This window comes from Stenotrophomonas sp. K-6 (assembly GCF_056861555.1).
Genome location: NZ_JBSPUC010000003.1, coordinates 417,709 through 442,699, shown reverse-complemented (window position 1 = coordinate 442,699; position 24,991 = coordinate 417,709). Strand labels below are relative to the sequence as shown.

Below are 24,991 nucleotides of genomic sequence, written 5' to 3'. Positions count from 1 at the left end.
CGCTGCCGTGCCTCACGGCTTGGGGATGCGCAGGGTCTTGCTGATCATCAGCGAGCCGGACAGCGCGAACAGCAGCACCAGCGGGTGCAGCTGCCACGGGCCCAACTGCCACTGGCCCAGCCACAGGTCCGCGCCGGTCGCGCCGACGCTCGCCGCCACGGCCAGCACCACCACCAGCGCCAGACTGGTCGGAATCGGGGTGCCCTCGAAGTACGGCACCTTGTCGCCTTCGCCCGCCAGTGCCTCGGCGGTCACGTTGTAACGCGCCAGGCGACTGACGCCGCAGCAGACGAAGTAGCTGAGCACCAGCCAGTCCCAGCCGCCCTGCATGCCGCAGGCGTAGGCCAGCGCGGCCGGGGCGACGCCGAAGGAGATGATGTCCGACAGCGAATCCAGCTCACGCCCCAGGGTGGAGCTGGATTTGCGCCAGCGGGCGATGCGCCCGTCCAGCGCGTCGAAAATGAAGGCCAGGGGGATCAGGGCCATGCCGAACAGCAGATAGCTGCGCTCGCCATCCTGCAGGTAGCGCATGGCGGCGAAGACCGCACCGGTGCCGCAGAACGCGTTGGCCAGGGTGAACCAGTCGGCCAGGTGGAACTCGCGCAACATCGAGAAATGACGTTTCATGGAAGATCGGGTGGCGGCAATCGCAAGAGAGTACCGCGAGCGGCCACACCGGGACACCCCACCCTACGCCACCGTACCCCCGCCTTGCCGCGCCGTTCACGCCGGGGCGACCTGCGGTGAATTTTTGGCCACCCATCTTGACAGCGAGTGCCAGCGGGGGCCGAAGCGGCTTATCCACAAACTTGCCCACGAGTCATCCACACCCCCTGTGGACAACTCGATCTCAATAGACGCGACGATGGTCATTTGTTGATCACCTCTCCGCATTGCGTCGGCCCGATTTCCGCGTGGATGCCTCCCAACAGCGGTCTCCCGTCGGCTAAGCTGGTCGATGGACTCCGCCGCCGCCAGGTCCTGCCGCCCACCGACAGGATTCTTGCGCGTGCTTTCCCCCGATGATCTGGCCGCCCAGTTGCGCCACCCCCATGGCGAGCATGCGCTTGCCGTGGCCGAATCGATGAACCACAGCAATGGCGAGCTCAACCGTGCCGCCATCGCCCTGCTCTCGGTCACTCCGGGCGAGCAGGTGCTGGAGATCGGCCCAGGCAATGCGGCCTTCGCGCAGGACCTGCTGCGCACGCCGCGCAGCCGCTACGTGGGTGTCGATGTCTCTGCGGCGATGGTCGACGCGGGTAACGCGCTGCTGGCCGCGCACGGGCTGCAGGATCGCGCCGACGTCCGCCTGGGCGATGCCCATGCCCTGCCCTTGGACTCGGCCTGCATCGATGCGGCGCTGGCGGTGAACACCCTGTATTTCTGGGACGAACTGAAATTCCCGTTCGCCGAACTCACCCGCGTGCTCCGCCCCGGGGGTCGGCTCTGCCTGGCCTTCGGCGATGCCGCCTTCATGCGCACCCTGCCGTTCACCGGCTACGGATTCCATCTGCACGAGCTGGCCGAGGTCGAGCAGGCGCTGCGCAGCGCCGGATTGACCGTGCAGGCCTGGCGCACGCATCGCGAAACCGGGTGCAGCAACGACGGGCGCGAAGTGAACAAGCACTTCCACCTGCTGCTCGCCCGCCGATAGTTCCGGCCGCTGGCCGGCAACCACGCACTACAGCCGGGTGTAACTCCACGACTGCATGGCGCCGTCACGGTACGGCATCACCCCATGGAACGCGCGCGGTTCATCGTCGAAGACCAGCGGCAGGAAGCTGCGATCGCCCTCCCACAGCGGCAGGCTGTCGATCTTGTCCACGTCCACCCACTCCAGCGTGCCCTCCGGGTTGGAGGTCAGCGGCGTGCCGGTGAAGTCATCGATGACGAACACGAAGCCGAACCAGTCCTCACCGTTCTTGCCGAAGCCCGGCCAGCTGATCGTGCCGCGCAGACGCATGGTGCCGCACTCGATCCCGGCCTCTTCGCGGATCTCGCGGCGCATGCAGGCGGCGGCATCTTCATCGCGCTCCATCTTGCCGCCCAGCCCGTTGTATTTACCCAGGTGCAGGTCACCGGGGCGGGCGTTGCGGTGGATCATCAGCACTTGCTTGCCGTCGGCGGACAGCACGTAGCCCAGGGTGGCCACGATGGGGGTATAGGGCATATCGCACAGGCTCGGGAACACAGACCCCCGATTATGCGTGATCCGCCCGGGGGTGGCTCAGGGCACCAGGCTGGCGCGGCGTGCGTCGGCCGGTGCGGTGACCGCGCCATCGCGGCGCAGGGTAGCCACGCCGTGGCCGCGTTCGGCCAGGTATTCCAGCCATTTGCCGAGGAAGGTGTTCATGCGCATGCGGTGGCTGATCAGCTCGGCCGGCGGCGGGTACATGCCCACCACGTCCTGCCAGCGGCGGCCCACGTAGCAATGGGTGGTCTCGGCCTGGCGGGCGTCGCGGTACAGGCGCACGTAGGCCGACGGATCCGGCTGCCCGGTGACCGGGTCGGCGAAGTCATAGGTCAGCCGAAGTTCGACCGTATAGCGGTGGCATTCGATCACGTCCAGGCGCACATCCAGCCCATCGCCGATCGAAGAAACGTAGCTGCCGGGGACGAGCTCGGCGGGTGCGAACAGGCGCACGAGGTGCTGGTAGTTCTCGGCGTACAGGCCCATCAGCCAGCTCAAGCGGCTGAGCCGGGGGATGCGTTCGATACGGGGCGATGCCTGGGCCATGGGTCGATCCTACACGTTGATCTCCCAACGTGGGGGCGGCGCCGCCCCGGCCAAAGGGGCGGCCCGCCACCGGTTCACGTCGGTCAATACATCTCGCGCTGCAACCCCAGCGTGCCCAGCACCTTGCTCGAGATTTCCTCGATCGAGGTATGGGTGGTGCTCAACGTCGGGATCCGCTCCATCCGGAACATGGTCTCGGCGGCGGCGACCTCGCGGCGGCAGGTCTCCAGGTTCGCGTAGCGCGAGTTCGGGCGGCGCTCCTGGCGGATCTGCTGCAGGCGGTCGGGGTCGATGGTCAGGCCAAACAGCTTTTTGCGGTACGGGCGCAGCCGCGGCGGCAGGCGATCCTGCTCCAGGTCCTCATCCGTCAGCGGGTAATTGGCCGCGCGGACCCCGTAATGCAGGGCCAGGTAGATGCAGGTCGGGGTCTTGCCAGCCCGGGACACGGCCACCAGGATCACGTCGGCATCGTCGTAATTGATGGCAATGCCGTCGTCATGGGTCAGCGCGAAGTTCATCGCGTTGATGCGGCGGTGGTAGGTCTCGAAGTCGACCATGCCGTGCGCCTGGCCGACCCGGGAATGCCGATTGACGGCGAGTTCGCGCTCCAGCGGCTCGATGAAGGGGGCGAACACGTCCAGCATCAATCCGCCGCTTTCGGCCAGGATGATGCTCAGCCCGCTGTCCACGCAGGAACTGACCACGATGGGCCGAACCTGGTACCGCTCCCCCGCTGCACGGATCCTTTCACAGGCTTCGCGCGCTTTTTCCGGATCATCGATGAACGACATCCGGTCGGTGATGAAGCTGAACCCGGAGAACTGGGTCAGGAGGCTATGCCCAATGGTTTCAGCGGTGATACCGGTTCCATCGGACACGTAGAACACCGGACGGATCGTCGACATACGGCTTTTACCCCCTCCGAAGCTTAAAAAGGCTGTCGATACAAGCTTGTGCCGACAGCGGTCTGCCCGGCATCATATCGGCTTCTTCCTACGGACGTGGCCATCCAGCCCGCCTCGGGCGATGGCCAAACGGAGCATCGCGCTTGAACGAGAACATCCTGTGGTTGCACGAACTGCGCCTGGCCGATCTGGCCCGCGTAGGCGGCAAGAATTCGTCGCTTGGCGAAATGATCGGCAATCTTGCCGGTCTGGGGGTGTCTGTCCCCGGCGGTTACGCAACCACCTCTGAAGCCTTCAAGGACTTCATCGCCCACAACGATCTGTCCAAGCGCATCTTCGACAAGCTGGCCACGCTGGACGTGGAAGATGTCGGTGCCCTGACGGTGGCCGGCAAGGAAATCCGCGGCTGGGTGATCGATGCCCCGCTGCACCCGGCGCTGGACCAGGACATCCGCACCGCCTACGCCAAACTGTGCAGCGAAAACGGCGGCGGCGATGTCGCGGTCGCGGTGCGCTCCTCGGCCACTGCCGAAGATCTGCCCGATGCGTCCTTCGCCGGCCAGCAGGAGACCTTCCTCAACGTGACCGGCGCCGACGATGTCGTGCACAAGGTCAAGGAAGTGTTCGCCTCCCTGTACAACGACCGTGCTATCGCCTACCGCGTCCACCATGGCTTCAAGCACGAGGACGTGTTCCTGTCCGCCGGCGTGCAGCTGATGGTGCGCTCGGGCGTGGGCTCCTCCGGCGTGCTGTTCACCCTGGACACCGAATCCGGCTTCCGCGACGTGGTGTTCGTCACCTCCTCGTTCGGCCTGGGCGAAATGGTCGTGCAGGGTGCGGTCAACCCGGACGAGTTCTACGTCTACAAGCCCACCTTGAGCGCGGGCAAGCCGGCGATCCTGCGCCGCTCGCTCGGCAGCAAGGCGATCCGCATGGTGTATTCGGATGTTCCCGGTGAGCGCGTGCGCATCGAAGACACCCCGGCCGAGCTGCGCAACACCTTCTCCATCAGCGACGAGGACGTGCAGGAACTGTCCAAGCAGGCGCTGGTGATCGAACAGCATTACGGCCGCCCGATGGATATCGAGTGGGCCAAGGACGGCGTCAGCGGCAAGCTGTTCATCGTGCAGGCGCGTCCGGAGACCGTGAAGTCGCGTGGCCATGCCACCCAGATCGAACGCTTCGCGCTGAACCAGAAGGACGGCAAGGTACTGGCCGAAGGCCGCGCCGTCGGCGCCAAGATCGGTGCCGGTACCGCCCGCGTGGTGCGTACCTTGGACGACATGGCCCGCGTGCAGCCCGGCGACGTGCTGATCGCCGACATGACCGATCCCGATTGGGAGCCCGTGATGAAGCGCGCCTCGGCCATCGTAACCAACCGTGGCGGCCGCACCTGCCACGCGGCGATCATCGCGCGTGAGCTGGGCGTGCCGGCCGTGGTCGGCTCGGGCAACGCCACCCAGCTGATCCAGGATGGCCAGGAAGTGACCGTCAGCTGCGCCGAGGGTGACACCGGCTTCATCTACGACGGCATCCTCGAGTTCGAGCGCACCACCACGGATCTGGGCAACATGCCGCCGGCGCCGCTGAAGATCATGATGAACGTGGCCAACCCGGAACGTGCCTTCGATTTCGGCCAGCTGCCGAACGCCGGCATCGGCCTGGCCCGTCTGGAAATGATCATCGCCAGCCACATCGGCATCCACCCGAACGCGCTGCTCGAGTACGACCGCCAGGACGCGGCGACCAAGAAGAAGATCGACGAGAAGATCGCCGGTTACGCCGATCCGGTCAGCTTCTACGTCGGTCGTCTGGCCGAAGGCATCGCCACCCTGACCGCGTCGGTCGCCCCGAACCCGGTGATCGTGCGCCTGTCGGACTTCAAGTCCAACGAGTACGCCAACCTGATCGGCGGTACCAACTACGAGCCGCACGAAGAGAACCCGATGATCGGCTTCCGCGGCGCCAGCCGTTACGTCGATCCGAGCTTCTCGGCCGCCTTCGCCCTGGAATGCCAGGCGGTGCTGCGCGTGCGCAACGAGATGGGCCTGGACAACCTGTGGGTCATGATCCCGTTCGTGCGCACCCTGGAAGAGGGCCGCAAGGTCGTCGAGGTGCTGGAACAGAACGGCCTCAAGCAGGGCGAGAACGGCCTGAAGATCATCATGATGTGCGAAGTGCCGTCCAATGCACTGCTCGCCGATGAGTTCCTGGAGATCTTCGACGGCTTCTCGATCGGCTCCAACGACCTGACCCAGCTGACCCTGGGCCTGGACCGTGATTCCTCGATCGTCGCGCACCTGTTCGACGAGCGGAACCCGGCGGTGAAGAAGCTGCTGTCGATGGCGATCAAGTCCGCGCGCGCCAAGGGCAAGTACGTCGGCATCTGCGGCCAGGGCCCGTCCGATCACCCGGATCTGGCCGAATGGCTGATGCAGGAAGGGATCGAGTCGGTGTCGCTGAATCCAGATACCGTGGTGGATACCTGGCTGCGCCTGGCCAAGCTCAAAGCCAAGGGTTGATCCTTCCGGCAATGAGATGAAGAACAACACCCCGCGCAAGCGGGGTGTTGTTTTATGCGGCGCCGGTAGAGCCGACCGCTGGTCGGCCGCAGCGCATCGCGCGACGGTTTCCTTCCCGCATAACGCGAGCGCCTTCAGGCCTCGGCGGTTGAGGCGATCAAGTACGCTCGGCCGCCAGCATCGAATAGGCCGCCCGAACGGTCTCGTAGCCGTAGGTCCGCTCCAGCCGGCGCACGATGAAATGACCGCGCGCCACGTCCTGGTAGTAGTCGGTGAACATGGTGTTGAGCGTCGCACCGGCCACCGCCCCCACGATCGGGACCGCCTGCGCGGCGAACTTCTCGGTGACCACCACGCCGAAACGCGCGGCGACCTTCTCCACGAGCTTGGCCAGCCACTTCCCCGCTTCCTTCGGGGTCAGCCCGATCATCACCGGGCTGCCGCCGACCGCGCGGCCGGCCAGCTCGGCGGACAGGTGACGCATCACCTCGGCAGTGAAGCCACGCGTAATGTAGTAGCCGGTCTCACTGGCATCGTCCTTGCCGGAGTTGCCACCCAAGGCAAACACCTCCAGGCAGGCATGCCGGGTGCTCATCTCACGCAGGTCGAAGCCCTCGCTGCGGGCCACGTCCGCCACCGAACGCATCATGATCGTGGTGGACACCGGCAGCTCGATGAACAGCGTGGTGAAGCCGAACGCGCCGCCCACCGCACCGGAGGTGGCCGCGGCCAGCTTATGCCAGCGCGTGGACGCTGCTTTGCCCGGTGTGTTGTCCATCGTCCACAACGCGGCCTGGGCGGATTTGAACAGCGCCGCTTCGACCGCGCCGTGGATGCGGCGTGACACCGAATCCGGCAGGCGTTTGACCGCGAATTCCAGCGGCGAACCGATCAGGTTGGCCATCTTGGCAGTCAGCGTGGGCGATTCCAACAGGTCCACCGCACGCTGCAGGTCGCGCCAATCCTGCGAGGTCGGCAGGATCGAGGAGGACAGCGGCGGCGGTTGCGGCGAGGTGATGGCGTTCATGGCCGCGATCATAGCGCTGCCGATGTATACCGCTCGTTGCCACGCCTGACGCTGGCTGAACGCCTGTGCACAGGCCGCGTTGCCACGCAGACGTGGCGGTTGGATCAGGCCGGCAGGCCCGACAGCGCGCCCATGAACTGGCGGTAATGGCGAAGCTCTTCAATGGAATCGTGCACGTCGCTCAGCGCGGTATGGCTGGCCGTCTTGCCGACGCCGGCAGCGACGCCGGGGGCCCAGCGCTTGGCCAGTTCCTTGATCGTGGAGACGTCCAGATTGCGGTAGTGGAAGTACTTCTCCAGGCGCGGCATTTCACGGTGCAGGAAGCGACGGTCCTGGCAGATCGAGTTGCCGCACATCGGCGACGCGCCGGCCTTGATCCACTGCTGCAGGAAGGCGATGGTCTGCGCTTCGGCCTGGCCCAGGGTGACGGTGCTGTCGACAACACGCTGCCACAACCCCGAGCGACGATGCTGGTTGCGATTCCACTCGTCCATGGACTCCAGGCGCTCGACCGGATGATGGATCGCGAACTCCGGACCTTCGGCCAGCACGTTCAACTGCGCATCGGTGACCACGGTGGCGATCTCGATGATTGCATCGTTGTCCGTGTCCAGACCGGTCATTTCCAGATCGATCCAGATCAGTCGCTCGCCTTCTGCGCCGTTGTCCGCCATGTGTTCGCCTTGTGCTGGGCCGCCGCTTGCGCCGCGACCAGGAATGGATAAGGCCACATGATACCGCCAACCCGTCACGACCCTGTCGCTGTGGCGCCCTTATTCCAGCAGCAGCGGTGGTTTGCCGCGCTTGGCGCGGAAATAGTTGGTCAGCCGGGTACTCGCATCCTTGGCCAGTACGCCACCGTGGATCTCCACACGGTGGTTGTGCCGGGGGTCGCCGATCAGGTCGAACACGCTGCCGCAGGCACCGGTCTTGGGGTCGGTGGCGGCGTACACCAGCCGCGCTACGCGTGCGTGCACGATGGCCATCGCACACATCGCACACGGCTCCAGGGTGACGTACAGCGTGCTGCCGATCAGCCGGTGGTTGGTGATCGCCCTGCCCGCCTGCCGCATCGCCACGATCTCGGCATGCGCGCTGGGGTCATGGTCGGCGATGTTGAGGTTCCAGCCTTCGCCGAGCACGGTGCCATCGGCACCGACGAGGACTGCGCCGACCGGAATCTCATCGAATTCGCGCTCGGCACGCTCGGCCAGGCCCAGCGCGTGGCGCATCCAATGCTCATCCTGGTCGTGCACGGGCACGCCCAACGGGGGTGGCGGCGTGAGGCGCTCAACCATGGCCGTTGGCCTTGCGCACGAAGGCCTCGAACGCGGCCAGGGTGGCCTCACTGACGTGATGCTCGATCCCTTCCGCGTCGCGTCGCGCCGAATCGGCGTCCACGCCCAGCGCCAGCAGGAACTGCTCCACGGTCTGATGGCGGGCGCGCATCTCCACCGCCAACTGCTCGCCGGCCGGGGTCAGGAACACGCCGCGATACGGCCGTTGGATCGCCCAGCCTTCCTTGACCAGCCGCTTGAGGGCCTTGGCGACGGTGGGCTGCGCTACGCCGAGCCGGGTGGCGATATCCACCTGCCGGGCCTCGCGGCCATCGGCGATCAGGTCCGCGATCAGCTCCACGTAATCCTCGACCAGCTCGGACCGGCGCGCTTCGCGCACCTGCACGAAGCCCTCGACATGCACCTGGGCATCGATCAGGGGCGAGGCGGCTTTACGGGTCGAGGACGGCATGGTGGCTCCAGCAATGGGCCGGTGGCGAAGGGCTGCGGCGCCGGAACAGTTTACCTAACGCCGTACCTCAGCGAGGCCGCCGCTGCAATACCGTCTCGAACAACACGGTCCCGTCTTCGTTGACGGCCACCAGTGTGCCCCCATGCGCACGCGCGAACTCGCTGGCGATGAACAGCCCCAGCCCCAAGCCGCGACTGTCGTGGAAACTGGCCTTGAACGGCTCGAACAGCCGCGGCAGCAAGGCCTCGGGGATCTGCCCCGCATTGCGCACCTGCAGCCGCAGCGGTCCATTGCGCTCCCCTTCCAGGCGGACAAGCACCGGCGCATCGCCGCCGTGCAGCACCGCATTGCTCACCAGGTTGGACAGCAGCTGCGCCAATCGATCCGGGTCGCCCTGGACATGCGCATCGCCATGTACCTTCAGCTCGATCGTTGCCTGCGGGTGGGCGCGGCCGATCTCGGCCACCACCAGCGAGGCAAGCTCGGCGAGGTCGCACTCGGTGCTGTGCAGGCGCAGGCCGCCGGTACGGATCCTGGAGAAATCCAGCAGCTGCTCGACCATCCGCACCATGCGCTGGGCACTGTTCTCCAGATGCACCAGCGTGCGTTGGACCTGGCTGTCGTCGGGCAGGTCCAGCGACAGCTTGTCGGCACACAGCAGGATCGCGGCCAGTGGCGTCCGCAGGTCGTGGGTCAGCACCGCCATCATCGTTTCATTGAGCTTGAGGGCATGCTCCAGCGCCTCGTTGCGCGCCTTGAGCAGCTGTTTCTGCTGGTAAAGCTCGATGAAGACGTTGACCTTGCTCATGATCACCTGCGGCTCGATCGGCTTGTGCAGGAAATCGACCGCGCCGGTCTCGTAGCCCTTGAAGGCGCGCACGGGATCGTTGGGGGACGCGGTCAGGAAGATGATCGGCACGTCGCGGCTGCGCTGGGAGCCACGCATCAGTTCGGCGAGCGAAAAGCCGTCGATCTCCGGCATGTGCACATCCAGCAGCGCCAGCGCCACCTCATGCTCGAGCAGCAGTTCAAGCGCTTCAGCGCCGGAAGCGGCACACAGGATCTCCAGGCCCGGGCGGCGCAGCAGCGCTTCCATCGCAACCAGGTTCTGCGGAATGTCATCGACAATCAGCAGCTTCACGCAATCGGTGGTGGCAGTCGACCCGGCGGGCTCGATCAGGTTCATCGGGTAAGACCTTTCATACGCGTGCAGATGGAGGTGAGCGGGAGCACCGCGTCGGCGCCGGCGTGCGCCAGGGCCGAGGCGGGCATCATCGAGGAATACGCCTCCTCAGGGCATTGGATCCAGGCTTCGCCGCCGGCCTGGCGGACCGCGGCGACCCCATCACTGCCGTCGCTGCTGGCACCGGTGAGCAGGATCGCCAGCACACCGTCGCCAAACACGTCGGCAGCGCTTTCGAACAGGGGGTCGATCGCCGGGCGCGAGAACAGCACGGGCGGATCGATGGACAGCGCGAGCGTGGCGCGGTCCTCCACCAGCAGGTGGTAGTCCGGTGGGGCGAAGGTCACGGTACCGGGGTGCAGCGGCTGCTTGTCCTCGGCCTCGCGCACCGGCAGCGGGCAGCCGGCGTCGAGCAGGTCGGCGATGCGGCTGGGCCGGTCGCGCGGCAAATGCAGCACCACCAGCACGGGCAGATCCAGCGTCGCCGGGAAAGCGGACAACAGCGACTGCAGCGCACTGACGCCGCCGGCGGACGCACCGATGACCACCAGATCGAACCGGCTGCGCTGCGACGTACCGATCATCAGGCCAGCTTCCGATACAGGCGCTGGTCGCGCGCGCAGGCTTCGAAGGCGCCTGCGTGTTCACCGAACTGCAGCGATTCCTTGCTGCCCAGCCCCAGGAAGCCCCGATGTACCAAGGCCTCATGGAACAGACCGATGGCACGGTTCTGCAGCGGGCGCTGGAAATAGATCAGCACGTTGCGGCAGGAGACCAGGTGCACTTCGGAGAACACGGTGTCGGTGGCCAGGCTGTGGTCGGCGAAGACGATGTTGCGCTTCAGGCGGCGGTCGAAGACCACGCTGCCATACCCGCTGCTGTAGTAATCCGACAGCGAGCCGGTGCCGCCGGCGGCCAGGTAGTTGCGGCTGAACTGCGCCAGCCGGTCCAGCGCAAACGCACCGGACTCGGCGGCCTGCAGCGCCTCGGGATTGATGTCGGTGGCGTAGATGATCGCCCGATCCAGCAGGCCCTCCTCATGCAGCAGGATCGCCAGCGACCACACCTCTTCGCCGGTGCTGCAGCCGGCCACCCACAGCTTGATCGAGGGATAGGTGCGCAGTACCGGTACCGCATGCTCGCGCAGCACCTTGAAGTACGGCGGGTCACGGAACATCTCCGAGACCTGCACGGTAAAGTACTGCATCGCCTGGGCGAACGTCTCCGGCTCGTGCAGCAGCCGGTGCTGCAATGCGCCCATGGTCGGGCACTCGAAGCGCGACATGGCATGCCGCATACGCCGCCGCAACGACGCCAACGCGTAGTCACGGAAGTCGTAATGGTAGCGCTGGTAGACCGCCTCCAGCAGTACCTTCAGCTCCAGATCGAACAGCTCCGTTTCATTCATCGGCGCGAGCACCACACGCGGCACAGCGAGACCAGCTTGTCCACGTCGATCGGCTTGGCGATGTAATCGTTGGCGCCGGCCTGCAGGCAATGCTCACGGTCATCGGGCATCGCCTTGGCGGTCAGCGCGATGATCGGCAGGTCGCGCCAGCGGTTGTCCGCGCGGATTTCGCGCATGGCGGTCAGCCCGTCCATCTCCGGCATCATGATGTCCATCAGCACCAGGTCGATCTCGGGGCGCAGCTTGTCCAGCGCCTCGCGACCATTGCGCGCGATTTCCAGGGTGACGCCCAACGGCTCGAGCACGCTGGACAGCGCGAAGATGTTGCGCACATCGTCCTCGGCCAGCAGCACGATGCGGCCATCAAGCACCGCATCGCGGCGGCGTGCTTCGCGCAGCAGACGCTGCTGGTCGGTCGGCAGCGAGGCCTCGACGCTGTGCAGGAACAGGGTCACTTCGTCGAGCAGGCGCTCCGGCGAGCGCGCACCCTTGATGATGATGCTCTTGGAATAGCGGCGCAGGCGCTGTTCTTCATCGCGGGTCAGCGCGCGGCCGGTGTAGACGATCACCGGCGGGAAGGCGACGGCATCGTTGCCCGCCATCCGCTCGAGCAGGTCGTAGCCGGTGCCATCGGGCAACGCCAGATCGGTGACCATGCAATCGAAGGTGGAGCCGGCCAGTTCGGCCATCGCCTCGGTGATGGTGCCCACCGCGGTGATTTCGAGCTGGTCGCGGCCGAGCAGCAGCTGCAGGTTGGAGCGCAGCTCGCTGTCATCCTCGACGATCAGCAGGCGGCGCACATCGCGCTGGCTGGTGGCTTCCAGCTGCTGGATCGCCCCGACCAGGCGCTCGCGCGTGGCCGGCTTGATCACGTAGCCGATCGCGCCCAGCTCCATCGCCACTTGGGACCGCTCCAGGCCGGAGACCACATGCACCGGGATATGGCGCGTCGCCGGGTCGCGCTTGAGGCGCTCGAGCACGCTCAACCCGGACACATCGGGCAGGCCGATATCGAGCAGGATGCCGTTCGGGCGCAGCTCGGTGGCCAGGCCCAGGGCTTCCTCGGCAGTACCGGCGACCACGCAGTCGAAATCCAGCTCGTGCGCCATCGAGACCAGCGCGCCGGCGAAGGTCGCATCGTCCTCCACCACCAGAATCATGCGGCCGGCACGGCTGCGACGGCCACGGTCATCGATGACCTTCGCCGCAGGTGCAGGCGCCTGCGCAGGGGCGGATTCGGCGTGGGCGCGGCCCAGCGGAGCAGCGGCAGGCAGGGCCGGTGCCGCCACGGCGGCGGGACGGACGTCGTGCACGACGCTGTGCGCGCTGCCGGTGCCACCGCCCGCCAGCAGCGGCAGTTCAAGCGTGAAGCAGCTGCCCCGACCCGGCTCGCTGGAGACGGTGATGCTGCCTCCCATGCGTGCCGCCAGATCGCGCGAGATCGACAGCCCCAACCCAGTGCCGCCGTAACGGCGGCGGGTGCTGCCATCGGCCTGGCGGAAAGCCTCGAAGATCACCGCCGTCTGTTCTTCCGGAATGCCGATACCGGTATCGGACACCGCGAACTGGATTCGCCCTGCCCCGGCACTGCGCACCTTCAACGACACGCTGCCGTGTTCGGTGAACTTGACCGCATTGGCCAGCAGGTTCTTGAGGATCTGCTGCAGGCGCTGGCTGTCGGCCAGCAGTTGGGTCGGTGCGTCCGGCGTGGCGCTGATCTCCAGGCTCAACCCCTTCTGCACGGCCATCGGCTCGAAGGTTTCCTTCAGGCGCTGCAGGACGCTGGACACCGCGAGGTTTTCCTCGACCAGCTCGACATGGCCGGCCTCGATCCGCGACAGGTCCAGAATGTCGTTGATCAGCGCCAGCAGGTCGTTGTTGGAGGAATGGATCGCCTGGGCGTATTTGACCTGCTCGGCGGTCAGCGTGCTTTCCTTGTTGTCGGCCAGCAGCTTGGCCAGGATCAGCGAGCTGTTGAGCGGCGTGCGCAGCTCGTGGGACATGTTGGCCAGGAACTCGGATTTGTAACGCGAGCTGGCTTCCAGCTCCGCGCTGTTCTGCACCAGCTGGGCCTGGGCCAGCAGCAGCGCCTGCTGGCGCGACTCCAGCTCGTGGGTGCGCTCTTCGAGCTGCACATTGGTCTGTTCCAGTTCGGCCTGCTGCTGCTCCAGGTTGGCCTGGGAATGCAGCAGGCTGCGGCTCTGCTCTTCCAGTTCCTCGTTGGCCACGCGCAGCTCTTCCTGCTGCGTCTGAAGCTCTTCGCTCTGGCGCTGGGTCTCTTCCAGCAGCTCCACCAGCTGCGCATTGAGCAATGCCGCGCGCAGCGCAATGCCGATCGGCTCGGCGCACTGCAGCAGCAGGGCCATCTCCAGGCCTCGCGCAGGCGAGACGCCGGCACGGCCCAGTTCAATCACGCCGATCACCGCGCCGTCGGCCGTGATCGGGCCCAGCAGGCGCTGGTGGACCGTGGTGCGGCCCAGCGGAGTATCGATATCCAGCGGGCTGTCACTGTCTTCCAGCCGACGCGCGCGGCCCTCGCGGATGATCTCGCCCCATTGGCCGGCATGCGCCGGCAGGGTCTCCGGCAGCTGCGAAGGCAGCGCGGCGCCACCGACCAACACCAGCCGCTCACCCTGCAGGCGGTACATCGCACCGACATCGGCGTTGAGCTGCGCGCACAACGCGCGCATGGCCTGGTCAGCCAGCTCACGCGGGGTGGGATCGCCCTGCAGGCTGGTGCCGACCACGTTCTCGCCGGCCTGCAGCCACAACGCATCGGCGGCTTCGCGGCGGGCGCCGATGGCCTTCATCACCGTCAGGGCCATCATCAGGAAAGCAACGCCACCGATGCTGCGGTTGACGAAAGAGAAGGCCGAATTGCTGCTGGCGGGCGCCACGTTGTAGCCCACGGCCAGCAGGATGCAGGACCCGATTGCCACCAGCAGAGGCACCTCCATCCGGCGCTGGAACAGCGTGATGCCCACCGCCATGAAGTAGGTCAGCCAGACCGCGTAGCCCAGTGGCACCACCATCTCCGTGCCCAGCGTGGCCGCCATCAAGGCGGCCGACGCAAGCCAGATCCAACGGTCACGGGAGGTGGGCGCAGAATTCATGCCGTGTTCCAGCTCAAAAGGGGGCTGATGGTACCCGAAGCAGTAAACGGCTGTTAAGCGCCAGAAGTCAGCGTGTTTGATGCACGTTCTTGACACTTTCTTCACATGATGGCCCCTACGGTTCGGTCCCTGATCGGGGGAGTCGATAGCCGTCGTGGTCCAGGCCGTATCCAGCGTCACACCGCTCGCCGATGAAAGCCGGCAGCTGAAGCTGTTGATCGACAACGTGAGCGATCACGCGATCTATCTGCTTGATACGCAAGGCAGCATCTGCAGCTGGAACCGGGGCTGCGAGCGGGTCAAGGGCTATACCGCCGACGCGGTGATCGGCAAGCATGTCGGCCTGTTCTATACCCCCGAGGACCAGCAGCTGGGTGTCCCGCAGCAGGCACTGGAGTATGCGCGTGACCATGGCCGCTTCGTCGGTGAAGGCTGGCGCGTGCGCTGCAATGGCGAGCGCTTCCGTGCCGGCGAGGTGATCGAGCCGGTGCGCGAGGATGGCTGCCTGCTCGGCTTTGTCAAAGTCACCCAGGACGTCACCGAGCGCTACCAGGCCCAACGTCTGCTGCAGGATGCGCAGCGCGCGCACGTGCAGCAGCGGCAACTGGACAATGTCGGCCGGCTGACCCGTGGCCTGGCCCATGAATTCAACAACCTGCTGACCACCATCGGCAACGCACTGGATATGATCGCCCTGCGCCCCGGCGCCGACGGGCGCACCCAGGAGCTGGTGGACCTGGCGCAGGCGGCTGCCGACCGCGGCTCGCTGCTGACCCGCCAGTTGCTGGCGTTTTCCTCGGATCAGACCCTGGTGCGCGAGCCGGTGGTGGTGCAGGACTTCCTGCTCGATGCCCTGCCCGTGCTGCGTCGCGCGTGCCCGGTCGGGATCGAAGTGAAGCTGGACCTGACTCCGAATCTGCCCCCGATCATCACCGATGGCGTACAGTTGCACAGCGCCGTGTTGAATCTGGTGCTCAATAGTGGCGAAGCGATGCCCCAGGGCGGCACGGTCACGATCACGGCCGAGGTCGAACAGCGACTGGCACCGGATCTGTCCCAGCCCATGCGCCGCCACTATGTCGCCATCGCAGTGACCGATGAGGGCAACGGGATGCCCCCGGACATCGCCGAGCGCGCCAGCGAGCCATTCTTCACCACCAAGGAAGTCGGCAAAGGCAGCGGGCTGGGCCTGAGCCAGGTATTTGGCTTCGTGTCCCAGTGCGACGGCTTTGTCGACGTACAAACCGCCCCCGGACGGGGCACCACCGTCCGCCTGTTGTTACCTGTCATTGAGGAAGTCGAGCATGTCTGAGCCCCTACGCGTATTGATGGTCGAAGACCAGCAGGACCTGCGTGAACTGATTGGCCAGGCGCTGCAGGACTTCGGCATCGAGATCCATACCGCCGATGACGGCCCGGCCGCGCTGCGGCTGATGCAGGATCCGGGTGGGTTCGATGTGGTGTTCAGCGATATCAGCATGCCAAATGGCATGAGTGGCGTAGAGCTGAGCGAGCATGTGGCCGATGTGCTGCCCAATGCGCGCATCATCCTGGCCTCCGGTTATGCGCGCTCCCAGCTGCCGCCGCTGCCGGAACATGTCGAGTTCCTGCCCAAGCCGTATCGCCTGCGCCAGCTGGTGACCCTGCTGCAGTCTCCCGTCTCGCCCTGAGCGGGCGAAACGCGCCCAGCGTGAACGCTTCATCCCAGCTGCATCTGCTTCACACCGGTTCTGCACGACACCCCGGATAGTAGCCGTGACGTCGGCACAGGGCGCGGTAGATGCTGGACAGGGGCAATGATGCAGATCGGATCGCGTTGATCGAGGCGCTCAACGTGATGGATCCAGCGTTGGGTACCGCGCTCGATCCCATTGCCGAGTTGACCGCCTTCAGCTTTGGCGTCCCGATCGCATGGGTGTCCATCCTCGATGCCGATCACCAGCACATCATCTCCCAGGTCGGCCTGGCCATCAGCCACACCGAACGGCATGCCTCCATCTGCGCACGGACGCTGGCAACCAACACCGTCATGCAGGTCGCCGATCTGCGACAGGACCCGCGCTTTGCCGACAACCCGTTGGTGACCGGACCGGAGCAGCTGCGCTTCTACGCCGGCGCGCCGCTGGTGACCAAAGCCGGCGTTGCGCTCGGCACGCTGTGCATCATGGACCGTACGCCACGGCAGCTCGGCGCTGAAGAGCAGCTGCAGCTGCAGACCTTGTCGCGGGTGGTGGTTGCGCAGATGGAGCTGAAGATGTCGTTGGGCCGACGCGAGCAGATCAGCGGGTTGCCCAACCGGCACCAGTTCCAGGCCGATCTCAACGCCTTGGCCCGCCATGCCGACGCGCGTGCATTCACGGCCGTGGTGCTGGATGTATTCGATCTGCAGAGCGCCAACGATGCTGGCCAGGCGCTGGGCATGAAGCCGGTGGAAACCCTGCTGCGGCAGGCCGCCCTGCGCGTGCAGGATGTGCTGCGTGACCTGGCGCAGGTGTACCACATCGGCGTGACCCGCTTTGCGTTCCTGCTGGCCGACCACTCGCATGAGCAGACCGAAGCGCTGCTGGATCGGCTGCGCATCCGCATGCGTCGGCCACTGATGGCCGGCAGCATTCCGATGTCGCCGCAGTTCCATGCCGGTGTCTGCGATTTCCTCTCAGTGCCTGAGCAGACCGGCGATCTGGTCCGCAAATGCCTGGTCGCCATGCACCACGCCATCCAGACGGACGCCTGCCTGTGCTGGTACTCGCAGGAGCGTGACGATGCACTGCGCCGCCGCTATCGGTTGGCCTCCGATGCCGGGCGCGGTCTGGCCCAGCACCAGTTCAGCCTGGTCTATCAGCCGCGCTTCGATCTGATCACCGGGCTGCCGGTATCGGCCGAGGCGCTGCTGCGCTGGACCCACCCGATGCTCGGTCCGGTCAGCCCCGGCGAGTTCATTCCGGTGCTGGAGCGCACCGCGCTGATGCCGGCCATCAGCCGGTGGGTGATCGATCATGCGCTGGCCCAGGCGGCGCAGTGGCAGAAGATCGTGCCCGGCTTCAGCCTATCGCTCAATCTTTCCCCGCGCGATTTCGACGACCAGCGGGTATGGAACGTGCTGTCCGAACGGCTGCACGCACATGGGCTGGTACCGGGACTGATCGAAATCGAGATCACCGAAGGCCAATGGCTGAACCACCACCCCGCGGCCCTTCCCCAGCTGCGGGAGATGGCCGCCGCCGGCATACGCATCGCGATCGATGATTTCGGCAGTGGGTACAGCAACTTCGGTTACCTCAGCGAGGTGCCGATCAGCCATATCAAGATCGACCAGACCCTGGTCACCGGACTGGCGCGCTCGCGCACGGCACGCCTGAAGGTGGAAGCCATCATCAAGCTGGCCCGCCAGCTTGGCTATCGCACCGTGGCAGAGGGCGTGGAGAACGAGGCCGAGTTGTCCCTGTTGCGCCTGTGGGGCTGCAATGAAGCGCAGGGCTATCACCTCGCCCGCCCGATGCATCCCGACGCCGTGCTGCACCTGGTCAGCGCCTGCCGGGCGGGGCCACTGCCGGACGCGGGCTGATCGCGCGACGGCGTCTGCACCTCAGGCGATAATGTCCAGCCCGCCTGCCTCACGTGCCAGACTCATGTCCGATCTCGCCCCACTGCCCACTCTGCCGCTCGGTCACTACCGCCACTTCAAAGGCGGCAACTACGAAGTGATCGGCGTCGTGCGCCACAGCGAGACCCTGATGCCGATGGTGCTGTACCGGCCGTTGGATTCGGAGATCGGCCTGTGGGTGCGTCCGTTCGAGATGTTCGTCGCGCAGGTGGAGGTGGATGGGCAGTGGCGTGCGCGCTTTGCGCGGGTCGATTTGGACGGCTGAGGGGCCAAAGACCTGCGCGTCGCTGCCCAGCGGCGCGATCAGCCCAGGACCGCCCGTCGCGCGTCCACCAGCTCACGCAACCGCGCGGTCACCGTGCGGAACTGCTCCGGCAGCATCGTCGCATCCAGGGCCTCGACCTGCCGGGACAGCACAGATAGTGCCTCGCTCATGCTGGTCACCGGCTGGCCTGTCTCGTCAGACCCGTGCGGCACGTCCAGTTGCGCGCCGATGATGCCCGCCAGTACCTCGAATGCCTTCACCGTGGCGGCATCGAGCTTGGAGGGGTTCGGGTCCAGCGCGCACAGGGTGCCGTGGAAGCCACCATCGCGGCGGAACATCGGCACCGAGATGTAGCTCTCGAAACCGTACAACGCCGGCGTGCGGTGGCTGGAAAATACCGGGTGGGTGCTCGCCTGGTCGAACTGCACCAGATGGCGATGCTCACGGATTTCATCGCAGATGGTGGTTTCCAGCACCAGGTCTTCGCCCGGCCGCAGACCAAAATCCAGGCCGTCATGGACGGCGCACGCCGTCCATCGATCCGCCGTGACGCGTGCCACGGCGACAAAACGCATGCCGGTCATCGCACTGGCCAACTCCAGCATGCCCGGCACGGCGGGCATCGCCAGCAGTGCGGCAACATCCGCCAGACGCGGGTCGGACGAGCTGGCAATCAGCGCCACCGGCGCGGAGCCCGGGCCATCCTCCTCAAGCGGATTGTCCATCGCTGCCAAACGGCGATCCAGTGCTTTCGCGTTGATCTCGTTGAACAGAGTACGCACCGAGGCTGACAACGCGCGCGGGTCCTTGATGGCGCCCACAAAGTGGATGCCCTGCCCGACCAGCCGGATCTGCTCGACGCCATGATCCAGCCGCAGCGATGGCCACGCCTGCCGATGCAGCATGCGCATCCAATCGTTGGGGGGCGTGTCATCCAGAAGTGCGGTGACGATCACGCGTGGCGCGCCGGCGGCCTCCTGGTGACCCGGCAGATCAAAGCCGATGAGCGCTGGAAAGCCCGCACTGGTAGACATCTCAACCCCTTTGGCCGCATGGCGCAGCCATCGACAGGTGGTGGCTTTGACGCTGAATTGTCGCACGAATGGACGAGACTGGCCGTGGCGCTGGCCGCGACCGCACTCGAGATTGATGCCGATACCGCCGTACAGCGCTGCGGCTATCATTCACGAACGGACTTTCTGACAGGTACAAAGGAATGCGCATCGCTGACGGTTTCTCCCTTTTCCTTGCGCTCGGCTGGGCGGTGTTCGGGCTGTTGTGGATCTTGGTTCCCTTCGCCATCTTCGGCATCAAGGGGCTGCTACGCGAGATGCTGGCCGAACAGAAGCAGACCAACGAGATTCTCAGGCGTGCGCATGGGGCCAGCACACCGCTGGACATGCAGGATTCCCAGCCGTTCAGGCCCGTGCGATATCCGTGAAGAACCGGCAATAGCCAGTCAGGACGGGCCTCGCAGGCCTCAACGGCCAGCGAGGGTGCGGGTACGCACGGCCGCCCGAATCCAGCGTTCTACCCGATGCACTGATTATGCTGCGCTGCAGCAGTACAATGCCGCGCTCCCCCGTTCGACGCCGCCTGAATGAGCTCTTCTTCCGTCCCCCTGGCCGCCCGGCTCTCGCCGCGCGAGCGCACCCTGATCCTGCTGGCCTTGTCGCTGGGCGGCTTTGCCATCGGCACCAGCGAGTTCGCCAGCATGGGGCTGATGCTGGAGATCAGTCGCGGGCTGTCCATCAGTGAGACCCAGGTCGGTCACCTGATCAGTGCCTACGCCGTCGGCGTGGTGGTCGGCGCCCCGGTGCTGGCCTTCGCCGGTGCAGGCTTCGCCCGCCGCAACCTGCTGCTGGCGCTGATGGGCTTCTACGCCATCGGCAACCTAGCGAGTGCACTGGCCCCCAACTACGGCACGATGCTGCTGGCCCGGTTCGTCGCGGGTCTGCCGCATGGCGCGTACTTCGGCGTGGCGATGCTGGTGGCCGCCGCGATCAGTCCCCCGGCCCAGCGCGGCGCGGCGGTATCGAAGGTCTTGCTCGGCCTGTCCGTCGCCATTCTGGTCGGCAATCCGCTCACCACGTGGCTCGGCCAGCAGCTCAGCTGGCGCACTGCATTCGCCGTGGTCAGCGTGTTGGCGATTGCCACGGTGGCCATGATCGCGCGCTTCCTGCTGCCCGATCCGGATGAAGTGCGCACCTCGCCGATGCGCGAACTGCGCGCGTTCAACCGCACCCAGGTGTGGCTGGCGCTGGCGATCGGTTCGGTGGGCTTTGCCGGCATGTTCTGCGTCTTCACCTACCTCGCCCCGACTCTGGTGCAGGTCACCGGGCTGGCCGAATCGTGGATGCCGCTGGCGGTAGGCATCTTCGGCATCGGTGCGATCATCGGCAACGTGGCGGGCGGCTGGCTGGTCGACCGCTTCCAGTTCCGCGCGGCGGCCGTGGTGCTGGTCTGGTCGATCATCGTGCTGCTGGCGTTCCCGCTGGCCGCGCAGTCGGTGTGGAGCGTGTTCCCGATGATCATCGCGGTGGGCACCATGGGCGCTCTGGCCGCAGTACTACAGACCCGCCTGATGGATGTGGCCGGCGAAGCGCAGACCCTGGCGGCGGCCTCCAACCACGCCGCGTTCAACACCGCCAACGCGCTGGGCCCGTGGTTCGGCGGCATGGCCATCGGCGCCGGCTTCAGCCCGGCCGTGACCGGTTACGTCGGCGCGGCCACCGCGCTGGGCGGCCTGCTGCTGTGGGGCGTGGCGATGCTGGTGGATCGCCGTTCCCGCAGCGAGCCTGTGCTGCAACAGTAAGCGCACCGCACCACCGCAGACCGACTCGACATCCCCGCCCAGGCGGGGATTTTTTCATTTCCTTATCATGGGTGTCCGATCAAACAGCGCTTACCGATGACGTACGAATGGGCCCCGAGCGACTGGGGTCAACGCCTCACGCGATCGCCGCACTGGCGCCTGCGCCTGGAAGACGACCAGCTGCTGCTGACCATCGACGGTCATCCGTACCACGCGCCCCTCTCCGCGCTGCAGGTGCACCCGCGCCTGCCGTGGGCGCGGCTCACCCTGCACCGCGATGGGCAAGCGCCCCTGACGCTGGGTGGCCTGTCTCCGGCCGCTGCCCGGCTGCTGGCGTCCGCCCTGGCCGACCGACGTGGCGCGCAGCATCAACGCGACCATGTCGCGCTGTTCCAGCAGGCCCACGCCGCGATCCAGCGCTGGCTTGCGCAGGTGCAGACCGCTACCGACCTGGCCGACGATGAGTCCCTGTGGTTTACGCATGAGCAGCAGCAGGCACTGCTGCGGGCGCGCCCTGACCTGCCGCTCGATGAGGACGCACTGTGGGCGGTCTTCGATGACGCCGAGCTGCGCAGTGCGTTGGACGGCGATCCCTCGGCCATCGAAGAAGCCCTGATGCTGTGGCTGGCCGACTGGCCGGCCGTGTGGGCGCGCCGCAATGAAGCGCATGAGGCGCGCGAGTTGATCGCCTGCCGGCCCCTGCTGGACCGTGTTGAAAGCCGCCCGCTCACCGACGAGCAGGCCCGTGCGGTGATCTGCTTTGACAGCCGCGTCCAGCTGGTGGCGGCAGCCGGTTCCGGTAAAACCTCGACCATGGTCGCCAAGGCGGCCTACGCCGTCGAGCGCGGCCTGGTCGCGCCCGAGCGCATCGTCATGCTTGCCTTCAACAAGGATGCCGCTACGGAACTGCAGGCGCGTGCCGACCGCGCCTTTCAGCGTCTCGGCCTGGGCGAGGTGCGGGTGGAAGCGCGCACCTTCCATGCGCTGGGCCGGCACATCATCGCCCAGGCCACTGGGCGGATGCCGCAGGTACCCGAGTGGGCCGTCGATGCCACGCAGGGGTTCCATCGGCTGGCCGAGATCATCGACGCGCTGAAAGACCGCTCCCTCCACTTCCGCACGCAGTGGGACATGTTCCGGCTGGTGTTCGGCCGTGATCTGCCCGTCATCGGCGGGCCCTTGGAGGCCGAAGAATGGGACAAGGACGGCCAAGGGTACGTGCGTACCTTGCAGGGCGAGCGCGTGTGCAGCATCGAGCACTGCGTGATCGCCGACTGGCTGTTCTACAACGGCGTGGCGTACACCTATGCACGGCGCAACACATTCGATGCCGGGACCGATGCGTACCGCCAGTACCGCCCGGATTTCCACTATCCGGGCATCGCGCTGTATCACGACCATCTCACCCCGGAGGGACACGACCAGGCGCCGGCCGATCACGGTCGCGCTCCGGTCACTGGCCATGGCATCGAGCGGGTCCAGACCACCTCTCACCAGTTGCGGACCGGCGACCTGTTCGTGCGGCTGGGCGAGGCCTTGTCACAGCGTGGCATCGAACTGGACCCGAATCCCGACCGCGAGCTGCCTGACGGCGGTGCAACGCCGATGCCGGACACCGAGCTGATCGGCCTGGTCCGCACCTTCATCAGCCACGCCAAGAGCAATGGCCTGCAGGTAGAGGACATGGTCGAGCGTCTGCGCCGCCTGCCCGACGATCACTTCAAGCACCGCTACCGGCTCTTCCTCGAACTCATCATCCCGATCCTGGACGGCTGGGACGATGCGCTGGTCGCCGAGGGCGGCATCGACTTCGAGGACATGCTGAACCAGGCCGCCGAACACCTGGAACAGGGCCGCTTTGTCGCGCCGTTCGATCTGGTGATGGCCGACGAATTCCAGGATGCCTCGCGCGCGCGGGCACGTCTGTGCCGAGCGCTGGTGCAGGCGCCGGGCAAGCATCTGTTCGCGGTCGGCGACGATTGGCAGTCCATCAACCGGTTCGCCGGCGCGGACGTCTCGGTGATGACCGGCTTCGTGGACTGGTTCGGCCAAGGACAGGTGCTCAAGCTCGAGCAGACCTTCCGCTGCCCGCAGGCGCTGTGCAATGTCTCCAGCGCGTTCGTGTCACGTAATCCGGCGCAGATTCCCAAACAGGTCCGTTCGGTCACGCCCGCGTATGGGGCGGTACTCCAGGCCTTCCAGGTGGCCTCGCGCGACCGGCTGGTCGGGGCGGTCGAACAGCATCTGGCGCAGTTGCACCAGCAGTTGCTGACCGGTCAGGTCCCGCCAGGCCGCGATGGCAAGGTCACGGTGTTCGTGCTCGGTCGCTACAACGCCGACCGTGCAATGCTGCCGGCCACGTGGCGCGCACGCCATGGGCAGCACATGGAGGTCAGCTTCCTTACCGCGCACCGCTCCAAGGGCACCGAGGCGGACTACGTCATCCTGCCCGGCATGCTGGATCGGCGCTTTCCCAACACGCGTGCCGACGACCCGGTACTGGCCCTGGCGATGCCCGAGAGCGACGCCTATCCACTGGGCGAGGAGCGTCGCCTGTTCTACGTCGCGCTGACGCGCGCGCGCCGCTCGGTAGCGATGTTCACCGTACAGGGGCGCCGCTCGTCGTTCCTGACCGAACTGGTCAACGACGGCGCGGTACGGGTCACCTCGATGACCGGCGATGCGATTCACGAGCAGGCCTGCCCGGCCTGCAGCGTGGGCGTGATCGTGCCGCGGACCGGGCCGTACGGCGCGTTCCAGTCGTGCTCGGGGTATCCACGCTGCGAGTACAAACCGCCGAAGGTGGGCGGGCCGGCAAACACCGATCCTCGCGCCTATGGCTAGATCAACCGGCAGTCGACACGCGCCAGGTCAGTGCGAGGCAGCCGCCAACTGCGCATCGATCTGTTCAATCAGCACCCGCCGCTCCGGAACGCCGGGCATCACCCGCACCAGATTGCGGACCATGCGCAGGTCCTGCTGCCAGCCCAGCTGATCGCTCAGCGCATGCAGGGCACGCGCGTGCCTGGTGTGCCCGGGTCCCTTGATCGGCACCGCGCGGGACGGCGCCAACCGCGGCACCGCCTCCAGTTGCATGCGCAGGCGACGCACCCTGCGGCGCCAGCGATGCAGGTCGTCGGCATCGTGGCTGCGTGTCGCGCGCTTCTCCGCCTTCTGCGTACGCCGTTCACTGCGCGCCAGCCCCTTGCGGATATCACTGCCTCTCAGGGATTCCCATGGCTGCGCCTGGAGATCGGTCGCGATACGCAGCAGGGCCGCCTGGCGGCGTGCAAAGGCAGGATCGCGCGCCAGCACGCGGGCGAGGACCGCCTCGCGCCGCGCGGTCAAGCGCATGCACACCGCCTCCCACCGTTGGTCGGGCTGCGCTGACGCCAGCCGTGCGCAGGTTTCCACCACCACGTGCGCGTCACGCAACGCCGAGAGGCCATCTCCCAGCCGACGCAGCGCGGCGTCCGCCGCGGCTGTCTCGAGCGCGCTGCTTTCCAGCAACGCCAGCAGGGCACGAAGGCGCCGGATGGTCTTGCGCGCCCGGTGCACCGCCTCGTGCACCTCCGGCGTGCGCTCAAATGCGTCGGCGATGGCCTTGCACTCACCGTGTGCCAGCGCACGGGCGGCAGGACCGATCTCAGGTGGCGTCATCGC

General features: G+C 66.4%; 23 protein-coding genes. 9 read left to right on the top strand and 14 right to left on the bottom strand.

Going from position 1 to position 24,991, the window contains the following annotated elements; all coding sequences use genetic code 11:
• Nucleotides 1-12: 12 nt before the first annotated feature.
• Complete coding sequence (locus AC13F7_RS12380; RefSeq protein ID WP_070474651.1) at nucleotides 13-627, bottom strand: CDP-alcohol phosphatidyltransferase family protein; 615 nt, start codon at nucleotides 625-627, stop codon at nucleotides 13-15.
• 376 nt (nucleotides 628-1,003) lie between these two features.
• Here AC13F7_RS12380 and AC13F7_RS12375 point away from each other — a divergent pair, with 376 nt between their 5' ends.
• Nucleotides 1,004-1,654, top strand: a complete 651-nt coding sequence (locus tag AC13F7_RS12375) for a class I SAM-dependent methyltransferase (protein ID WP_483000706.1) — start codon at nucleotides 1,004-1,006, stop codon at nucleotides 1,652-1,654.
• Nucleotides 1,655-1,681: 27 nt separating this feature from the next.
• Here AC13F7_RS12375 and AC13F7_RS12370 read toward each other — a convergent pair whose 3' ends face one another.
• The 3 genes from AC13F7_RS12370 to ppsR all read right to left on the bottom strand — a co-directional run bounded on the left by AC13F7_RS12370 (nucleotide 1,682) and on the right by ppsR (nucleotide 3,642).
• Nucleotides 1,682-2,170, bottom strand: a complete 489-nt coding sequence (locus AC13F7_RS12370; protein WP_088435401.1) for an NUDIX hydrolase — start codon at nucleotides 2,168-2,170, stop codon at nucleotides 1,682-1,684.
• Between the two features lie 57 nt (nucleotides 2,171-2,227).
• The gene (locus tag AC13F7_RS12365) at nucleotides 2,228-2,737 is read right to left on the bottom strand and encodes a DUF1249 domain-containing protein (RefSeq protein WP_481469766.1); all 510 of its coding nucleotides are present in this window, start codon (nucleotides 2,735-2,737) and stop codon (nucleotides 2,228-2,230) included.
• 83 nt (nucleotides 2,738-2,820) lie between these two features.
• A complete protein-coding gene (gene ppsR / locus AC13F7_RS12360; RefSeq protein WP_019184148.1) occupies nucleotides 2,821-3,642 on the bottom strand; it encodes a posphoenolpyruvate synthetase regulatory kinase/phosphorylase PpsR in 822 nt (273 codons plus the stop codon).
• A gap of 143 nt (nucleotides 3,643-3,785) precedes the next feature.
• Here ppsR and ppsA point away from each other — a divergent pair, with 143 nt between their 5' ends.
• Complete coding sequence (gene ppsA / locus AC13F7_RS12355; protein WP_483000703.1) at nucleotides 3,786-6,164, top strand: phosphoenolpyruvate synthase; 2,379 nt, start codon at nucleotides 3,786-3,788, stop codon at nucleotides 6,162-6,164.
• Nucleotides 6,165-6,321: 157 nt separating this feature from the next.
• On the opposite strand, the gene AC13F7_RS12350 is transcribed toward ppsA, so the two are convergent.
• The 8 genes from AC13F7_RS12350 to AC13F7_RS12315 form a co-directional block, all read right to left on the bottom strand.
• Nucleotides 6,322-7,191: an EcsC family protein gene (locus AC13F7_RS12350; RefSeq protein ID WP_123729765.1), complete on the bottom strand. Its 870-nt coding sequence runs from the start codon at nucleotides 7,189-7,191 to the stop codon at nucleotides 6,322-6,324.
• A 104-nt stretch (nucleotides 7,192-7,295) separates the two neighbouring features.
• Nucleotides 7,296-7,865 (bottom strand): oligoribonuclease, encoded by a 570-nt coding sequence (orn, locus tag AC13F7_RS12345; protein WP_483000701.1) that lies wholly within the window; start codon nucleotides 7,863-7,865, stop codon nucleotides 7,296-7,298.
• A gap of 99 nt (nucleotides 7,866-7,964) precedes the next feature.
• Nucleotides 7,965-8,489, bottom strand: a complete 525-nt coding sequence (tadA, locus tag AC13F7_RS12340; protein ID WP_481469774.1) for a tRNA adenosine(34) deaminase TadA — start codon at nucleotides 8,487-8,489, stop codon at nucleotides 7,965-7,967.
• Nucleotides 8,482-8,940 (bottom strand): manganese-binding transcriptional regulator MntR, encoded by a 459-nt coding sequence (gene mntR / locus AC13F7_RS12335; RefSeq protein ID WP_123729561.1) that lies wholly within the window; start codon nucleotides 8,938-8,940, stop codon nucleotides 8,482-8,484. Before mntR ends, tadA begins: the two co-directional genes overlap by 8 nt.
• Nucleotides 8,941-9,007: 67 nt before the next feature.
• On the bottom strand, nucleotides 9,008-10,126 hold the full coding sequence (locus AC13F7_RS12330; RefSeq protein WP_483000699.1) for a hybrid sensor histidine kinase/response regulator: 1,119 nt from the start codon (nucleotides 10,124-10,126) through the stop codon (nucleotides 9,008-9,010).
• A complete protein-coding gene (locus AC13F7_RS12325) occupies nucleotides 10,123-10,707 on the bottom strand; it encodes a chemotaxis protein CheB (protein ID WP_483000697.1) in 585 nt (194 codons plus the stop codon). Before AC13F7_RS12325 ends, AC13F7_RS12330 begins: the two co-directional genes overlap by 4 nt.
• Nucleotides 10,707-11,531 (bottom strand): CheR family methyltransferase, encoded by an 825-nt coding sequence (locus tag AC13F7_RS12320; RefSeq protein ID WP_483000695.1) that lies wholly within the window; start codon nucleotides 11,529-11,531, stop codon nucleotides 10,707-10,709. Before AC13F7_RS12320 ends, AC13F7_RS12325 begins: the two co-directional genes overlap by 1 nt.
• A complete protein-coding gene (locus AC13F7_RS12315) occupies nucleotides 11,528-14,644 on the bottom strand; it encodes a response regulator (RefSeq protein WP_483000692.1) in 3,117 nt (1,038 codons plus the stop codon). Before AC13F7_RS12315 ends, AC13F7_RS12320 begins: the two co-directional genes overlap by 4 nt.
• Nucleotides 14,645-14,798: 154 nt before the next feature.
• On the opposite strand from AC13F7_RS12315, the gene AC13F7_RS12310 reads away from it, so the two are divergent.
• The 4 genes from AC13F7_RS12310 (at nucleotide 14,799) to AC13F7_RS12295 (ending at nucleotide 18,513) form a co-directional block, all read left to right on the top strand.
• Nucleotides 14,799-15,956 (top strand): two-component system sensor histidine kinase NtrB, encoded by a 1,158-nt coding sequence (locus tag AC13F7_RS12310; protein WP_483000689.1) that lies wholly within the window; start codon nucleotides 14,799-14,801, stop codon nucleotides 15,954-15,956.
• Nucleotides 15,949-16,314, top strand: a complete 366-nt coding sequence (locus AC13F7_RS12305) for a response regulator (RefSeq protein ID WP_123729566.1) — start codon at nucleotides 15,949-15,951, stop codon at nucleotides 16,312-16,314. The genes AC13F7_RS12310 and AC13F7_RS12305 overlap by 8 nt, the downstream gene beginning before the upstream one ends.
• A 110-nt stretch (nucleotides 16,315-16,424) precedes the next feature.
• On the top strand, nucleotides 16,425-18,209 hold the full coding sequence (locus AC13F7_RS12300; protein ID WP_483000684.1) for a putative bifunctional diguanylate cyclase/phosphodiesterase: 1,785 nt from the start codon (nucleotides 16,425-16,427) through the stop codon (nucleotides 18,207-18,209).
• A 64-nt stretch (nucleotides 18,210-18,273) separates the two neighbouring features.
• Nucleotides 18,274-18,513, top strand: a complete 240-nt coding sequence (locus AC13F7_RS12295; protein ID WP_481469790.1) for a DUF1653 domain-containing protein — start codon at nucleotides 18,274-18,276, stop codon at nucleotides 18,511-18,513.
• A gap of 38 nt (nucleotides 18,514-18,551) precedes the next feature.
• Here the strand turns inward: AC13F7_RS12295 and AC13F7_RS12290 are convergent, their stop codons facing one another.
• A complete protein-coding gene (locus AC13F7_RS12290; protein ID WP_483000674.1) occupies nucleotides 18,552-19,547 on the bottom strand; it encodes a GAF domain-containing protein in 996 nt (331 codons plus the stop codon).
• A 182-nt stretch (nucleotides 19,548-19,729) separates the two neighbouring features.
• Here AC13F7_RS12290 and AC13F7_RS12285 point away from each other — a divergent pair, with 182 nt between their 5' ends.
• The 3 genes from AC13F7_RS12285 to AC13F7_RS12275 all read left to right on the top strand — a co-directional run bounded on the left by AC13F7_RS12285 (nucleotide 19,730) and on the right by AC13F7_RS12275 (nucleotide 24,172).
• Entirely contained in the window at nucleotides 19,730-19,954 is a 225-nt protein-coding gene (locus AC13F7_RS12285) for a hypothetical protein (RefSeq protein ID WP_483000672.1), read from the top strand.
• Nucleotides 19,955-20,113: 159 nt separating this feature from the next.
• Entirely contained in the window at nucleotides 20,114-21,328 is a 1,215-nt protein-coding gene (locus tag AC13F7_RS12280; protein ID WP_259259710.1) for an MFS transporter, read from the top strand.
• 96 nt (nucleotides 21,329-21,424) lie between these two features.
• A complete protein-coding gene (locus AC13F7_RS12275; protein WP_483000668.1) occupies nucleotides 21,425-24,172 on the top strand; it encodes a UvrD-helicase domain-containing protein in 2,748 nt (915 codons plus the stop codon).
• Between the two features lie 27 nt (nucleotides 24,173-24,199).
• On the opposite strand, the gene AC13F7_RS12270 is transcribed toward AC13F7_RS12275, so the two are convergent.
• On the bottom strand, nucleotides 24,200-24,988 hold the full coding sequence (locus AC13F7_RS12270) for a CHAD domain-containing protein (protein ID WP_483000664.1): 789 nt from the start codon (nucleotides 24,986-24,988) through the stop codon (nucleotides 24,200-24,202).
• Nucleotides 24,989-24,991: the final 3 nt, after the last annotated feature.

What these genes read in the sequence shown, in the direction of transcription:
- AC13F7_RS12380 (WP_070474651.1), bottom strand. Translation starts at nt 627, where the DNA reads ATGAAACGTCATTTCTCGATGTTGCGCGAGTTCCACCTGGCCGACTGG.
- AC13F7_RS12370 (WP_088435401.1), bottom strand. Translation starts at nt 2,170, where the DNA reads ATGCCCTATACCCCCATCGTGGCCACCCTGGGCTACGTGCTGTCCGCC.
- AC13F7_RS12365 (WP_481469766.1), bottom strand. Translation starts at nt 2,737, where the DNA reads ATGGCCCAGGCATCGCCCCGTATCGAACGCATCCCCCGGCTCAGCCGC.
- ppsR (WP_019184148.1), bottom strand. Translation starts at nt 3,642, where the DNA reads ATGTCGACGATCCGTCCGGTGTTCTACGTGTCCGATGGAACCGGTATC.
- AC13F7_RS12350 (WP_123729765.1), bottom strand. Translation starts at nt 7,191, where the DNA reads ATGAACGCCATCACCTCGCCGCAACCGCCGCCGCTGTCCTCCTCGATC.
- orn (WP_483000701.1), bottom strand. Translation starts at nt 7,865, where the DNA reads ATGGCGGACAACGGCGCAGAAGGCGAGCGACTGATCTGGATCGATCTG.
- tadA (WP_481469774.1), bottom strand. Translation starts at nt 8,489, where the DNA reads ATGGTTGAGCGCCTCACGCCGCCACCCCCGTTGGGCGTGCCCGTGCAC.
- mntR (WP_123729561.1), bottom strand. Translation starts at nt 8,940, where the DNA reads ATGCCGTCCTCGACCCGTAAAGCCGCCTCGCCCCTGATCGATGCCCAG.
- AC13F7_RS12330 (WP_483000699.1), bottom strand. Translation starts at nt 10,126, where the DNA reads ATGAACCTGATCGAGCCCGCCGGGTCGACTGCCACCACCGATTGCGTG.
- AC13F7_RS12325 (WP_483000697.1), bottom strand. Translation starts at nt 10,707, where the DNA reads ATGATCGGTACGTCGCAGCGCAGCCGGTTCGATCTGGTGGTCATCGGT.
- AC13F7_RS12320 (WP_483000695.1), bottom strand. Translation starts at nt 11,531, where the DNA reads ATGAATGAAACGGAGCTGTTCGATCTGGAGCTGAAGGTACTGCTGGAG.
- AC13F7_RS12315 (WP_483000692.1), bottom strand. Translation starts at nt 14,644, where the DNA reads ATGAATTCTGCGCCCACCTCCCGTGACCGTTGGATCTGGCTTGCGTCG.
- AC13F7_RS12305 (WP_123729566.1), top strand. Translation starts at nt 15,949, where the DNA reads ATGTCTGAGCCCCTACGCGTATTGATGGTCGAAGACCAGCAGGACCTG.
- AC13F7_RS12300 (WP_483000684.1), top strand. Translation starts at nt 16,425, where the DNA reads ATGCTGGACAGGGGCAATGATGCAGATCGGATCGCGTTGATCGAGGCG.
- AC13F7_RS12295 (WP_481469790.1), top strand. Translation starts at nt 18,274, where the DNA reads ATGTCCGATCTCGCCCCACTGCCCACTCTGCCGCTCGGTCACTACCGC.
- AC13F7_RS12290 (WP_483000674.1), bottom strand. Translation starts at nt 19,547, where the DNA reads ATGTCTACCAGTGCGGGCTTTCCAGCGCTCATCGGCTTTGATCTGCCG.
- AC13F7_RS12285 (WP_483000672.1), top strand. Translation starts at nt 19,730, where the DNA reads ATGCGCATCGCTGACGGTTTCTCCCTTTTCCTTGCGCTCGGCTGGGCG.
- AC13F7_RS12280 (WP_259259710.1), top strand. Translation starts at nt 20,114, where the DNA reads ATGAGCTCTTCTTCCGTCCCCCTGGCCGCCCGGCTCTCGCCGCGCGAG.
- AC13F7_RS12275 (WP_483000668.1), top strand. Translation starts at nt 21,425, where the DNA reads ATGACGTACGAATGGGCCCCGAGCGACTGGGGTCAACGCCTCACGCGA.
- AC13F7_RS12270 (WP_483000664.1), bottom strand. Translation starts at nt 24,988, where the DNA reads ATGACGCCACCTGAGATCGGTCCTGCCGCCCGTGCGCTGGCACACGGT.